Consider the following 3,853-nt stretch of genomic DNA (forward strand, 5'->3'; position numbering starts at 1 on the left):
GTTCAGTCATTGTGGGGGAAAGCTCCAGACCGAATCGGCGGATAGATGCCTAGTAACTCTAAGTGATCCGCCAGTCCGGGTGTCGTGCGGCTCCTAGCTCATTGTTCCAGTTCGGTGGCGAATGTGGCGGCGATCTCGGCGCGACGCCGCCGCTGTTCGACCGGGTCGGGGACCGGAACGGCGGCAACGAGGCGGCGGGTGTACTCGTGTTGCGGGTTGCGCAGGATCTGTTCGTTGTCGCCTTCCTCGACGCAAGATCCCTCGCGCAGGACCATGATCCGGTCCGCGAGCTGGTCGACGACGGCGAGGTCGTGGCTGATGAACAGACACGCCCAACCGCAACCACGCTGCAACTCGGCGAACAGCTCGAGTACCGCCGCCTGCACCGACACATCGAGCGCGCTGGTCGGCTCGTCGGCCACGAGCAGATCGGGGTCGAGCACGAGCGCGCGCGCCAGACTCGCCCGCTGACGCTGCCCGCCGGACAGTTCGTGCGGGTACCGGTTCTCGGTGCCCGCGGGCAGCTGCACGTCGTCGAGCATGTGCCTGACCCGCGCGCGGATGCTCGCCTTGTCACCGATGCCGTGCACGACCAGGGGCTCGGCGACGCATTCGCCGACGGTCAGGCGCGGGTTGAGGGAACCGGCCGGGTCCTGGAACACGAACCCGAACCGCCGCCGGATCGGCCGCAGCTTGCGCTGGGACAGATCCGCGATGTCCTGCCCGCGAATCAGCACGTGCCCCTCGCTCGGCCGTTGCAACGCGGCCACGCAGCGCCCGATGGTCGACTTGCCCGACCCCGACTCGCCGACCAGCCCCAGGGTCTCCCCCGGCCTGATCTGCAAGCTGACGCCGTCGACGGCCCGGAAGGCGGGCCGGCCGAACGGCCCGGGGAACGTGACGACCAGATCCTTCACATCGAGCACGGGCTCGACGGTCCGGTCGATCACGGGCCGCTCGATGGTCGCCGCACCGAGATGCGGAACGGCATCGAGCAGTGCCTTGGTGTAGTCGGCCTTCGGGCTGGCGAACAGCTCGTGCACCGGCGCCTGCTCGACCACCTCGCCCGCGCGCATCACCACCACCCGATCGGCGAGGTCGGCCACCACACCCATGTTGTGGGTGATCAGCACGATCGCGCTGCCGAGCCGATCGCGCAGATCGCGCAGCAGTTCCAGGATCTCGGCCTGCACGGTGACATCGAGCGCGGTGGTCGGCTCGTCGGCGATGATCACCTTCGGCTCACACGAGATGGCGATCGCGATCATCACGCGCTGTTTCTGCCCGCCGGAGAGCTGGTGCGGGTAGTAGTCGACGCGATGCTCGGGATCGGGCAGACCGACCAGGCGCAGCAGGTCGATCGCCTTGGCCTTGGCGGCTTTTCGGCCCATCCCGCTGTGCGCGCGCAGCGCTTCACAGATCTGGAAGCCGACGGTGAACAGCGGGTCCAGCGCACGCGCCGGTTCCTGGAACACCATCGACACCTCGCCGCCGCGCAGTGCGGTGAGCTGACGTTCGGTCATCGAGGTGACCGGCCGGTCGCCGATGGTCACCAGCCCGCGCACCGACGCCGAATGCGGCAGCAGTCCGATGGCGGTGCGCGAACTCACCGATTTGCCCGACCCGGACTCGCCGACGATGGCGAGCACCTCACCGGGGAACACCTCGTAGGACACGTTGCGTACCGCGTTCACGGGCCCGCTGTCGGTCGAGAAAGTGACCGACAACCCCGAAACAGCCAGTGCGGCAGTCCTTTCACTCATCGACTGTTTCCTTGTCTGCCGAGGTGACCGCACGCCGGGTGCGCAGCAGCGGGTTCAGCGTTTCGTCGAGGCTCTCGCCGACCAGCGTCATCCCGAGCACCACCAGCACGATCGCGGTGCCGGGGAAGATCGAGGTCCACCAGATGCCGTTGGAGACATCGTTGAGCGCCTTGTTCAGGTCGTAGCCCCACTCGGCGGCCTGGGTGGGTTCGATGCCGAACCCGAGGAAGCCGAGCGCGGCGAGGGTGAGGATGGCGTCGGCGGCATTGATCGTGACGATCACCGGCAGCGAGCCGGTGACGTTGGACAGGATGTGGCGGAACATGATTCGCGTCGTCGACGCGCCGGTCACCCGGGCGGCGTCCACGTACGGCTCGGTCTTCACCGCGACCGTCGCGTTGCGCACCACCCGGAAGTACTGCGGCACATAGACAACCGTGATCGCGATGGCCGCCGACAGCATGCCGCCGAGACTGCTCGACGTGCCGCCCGCGACGACGATCGACACCACGATCGCCAGCAGCAGCGACGGGAACGCGTAGATGGCGTCCATGATCAGCACCAGCGTCTTGTCCACCCAGCGCCCCACGAACCCCGACAGCAGCCCCAGCGGCACGCCGATCAGCAGCGACAGCGTCACCGAGATCGCGATCACCAGCAGCGCGGTGCGCGCGCCGAACAGCACCCGCGAGAGCACATCCTCGCTGCGCACCGAGGTACCGAACCAGTGCTCGGCCGACGGACCTTGCTGCGGCACGAAAGCCACTCCGTCAGCGGAGTTCTGGGCCAGCCCGTAGGGCGCGAGCAACGGCGCGAACGCCGCCACGAACACGAACACACCGACCAGCACCAACCCGGTGATGAGGGTGACCCGTTGCAGCCCCGAGGTTTTCGACAACAGTTCGGCGCCGGGCAGACGCCGGCGTTTCACAGCGGTAGTCATCAGAACCTCACCCTCGGGTCGATCAGCGCGACGATGGCGTCGACGACGAAGCTCATCACCGCGACGACCAGCGCGATGAACGCCACGATGCCCTGTACCGCGATGAAGTCGCGCGCCCGCAGATACTCGGCGAGCTGATAGCCCAGGCCTTTCCATTCGAACGTGGTCTCGGTGAGCACCGCGCCGCCGAGCATCATCGCGATGCACATGCCCATCACCGTGATGATCGGGATCAGCGCGTTGCGCACCGCGTGCCTGCCGGTGACCACCCGCGTGGACAATCCGCGCGCCCGCGCCGCCTCGACGAAATCGCTGCGCAGCGTCTGGATCAGGTTCACCCGCACCAGCCGCAGGAAGATGCCACCGGTGAGCAGCCCCAGGGCCACCGCGGGCAGCACCGCGTGTTCGAGCACGTCGAGCACATAGGACGGTTCGCCGTAGAGGATCGAATCGATGATCAGGATGTTCGTCTTCGGCGAGACATGTTGCAGCGCGAGCTCTACGTCGGTGCTGGCCCGGCCGCCGACCGGGAACCAGCCCAGCCACACCGAGAAGATCAGCTTGAGCAGCATGCCCACGAAGAACACCGGTGCCGCGTAGGCCAGCACCGCGGAGAACCGCAGGAACGCGTCCGAGGGCGTATCCCGGTGTGTCGCGGCGTATCTGCCCAGCGGAACACCGACGGCGAACGCCACGAGCAGACCCCAGAAGACGAGTTCGAAGGTGGCGGCACCGTAGGTGATCACCACATCGCTGATCGCCTGGTTGTCCTGGGTCCGTCCGAAGTCACCGTGCAGGAAGCCGGTGATGTACTCCCAATACTGCGTCAGGATAGGGCGATTGAGCCCCGCGGCTTCCTTGCGGTCTTCGATCTGGTCCTGGGTCAGCCGGCCACCCATGGCCGCGCTGATCGGGTCACCGATCACCCGCATCAGGAAGAACACCACTGTCACCAGCAACCACGCGGTCGGCAGAATCAGCAACAGCCGAATCAGCAGGTACCGCAGCAAAGCCACCTGGCGGGAACCCCCGCCGCGCATCCACCCGAAACGCCGCGCCCGGATCGGTGATCCGGGCGCAGCAGCAACGTCACTCACTTGCTCAGAACCGTGAACCGGAACTTGAAGGAGCCGTCGAGGGTCTGATC

3 protein-coding genes are annotated in these 3,853 nt (G+C 66.9%); all 3 read right to left on the bottom strand.

Features of this window, described 5'->3' with window-relative positions; all coding sequences use genetic code 11:
* Positions 1–98 precede the first annotated feature (98 nt).
* Genes ACFWF3_RS27475 through ACFWF3_RS27485 form a run of 3 tightly spaced genes read right to left on the bottom strand, consistent with a single transcriptional unit; the run spans position 99 to position 3,746 of the window.
* Entirely contained in the window at positions 99–1,763 is a 1,665-nt protein-coding gene (locus ACFWF3_RS27475; protein WP_379316297.1) for an ABC transporter ATP-binding protein, read from the bottom strand.
* Positions 1,756–2,706, bottom strand: coding sequence for an ABC transporter permease (locus ACFWF3_RS27480; protein WP_378990584.1), 951 nt, complete (start codon positions 2,704–2,706; stop codon positions 1,756–1,758). The genes ACFWF3_RS27475 and ACFWF3_RS27480 overlap by 8 nt, the downstream gene beginning before the upstream one ends.
* A complete protein-coding gene (locus ACFWF3_RS27485; RefSeq protein WP_358070928.1) occupies positions 2,706–3,746 on the bottom strand; it encodes an ABC transporter permease in 1,041 nt (346 codons plus the stop codon). Before ACFWF3_RS27485 ends, ACFWF3_RS27480 begins: the two co-directional genes overlap by 1 nt.
* Positions 3,747–3,853: the final 107 nt, after the last annotated feature.

It is taken from the genome of Nocardia sp. NPDC060220 (assembly GCF_042727815.1).
GTDB lineage: Bacteria > Actinomycetota > Actinomycetes > Mycobacteriales > Mycobacteriaceae > Nocardia.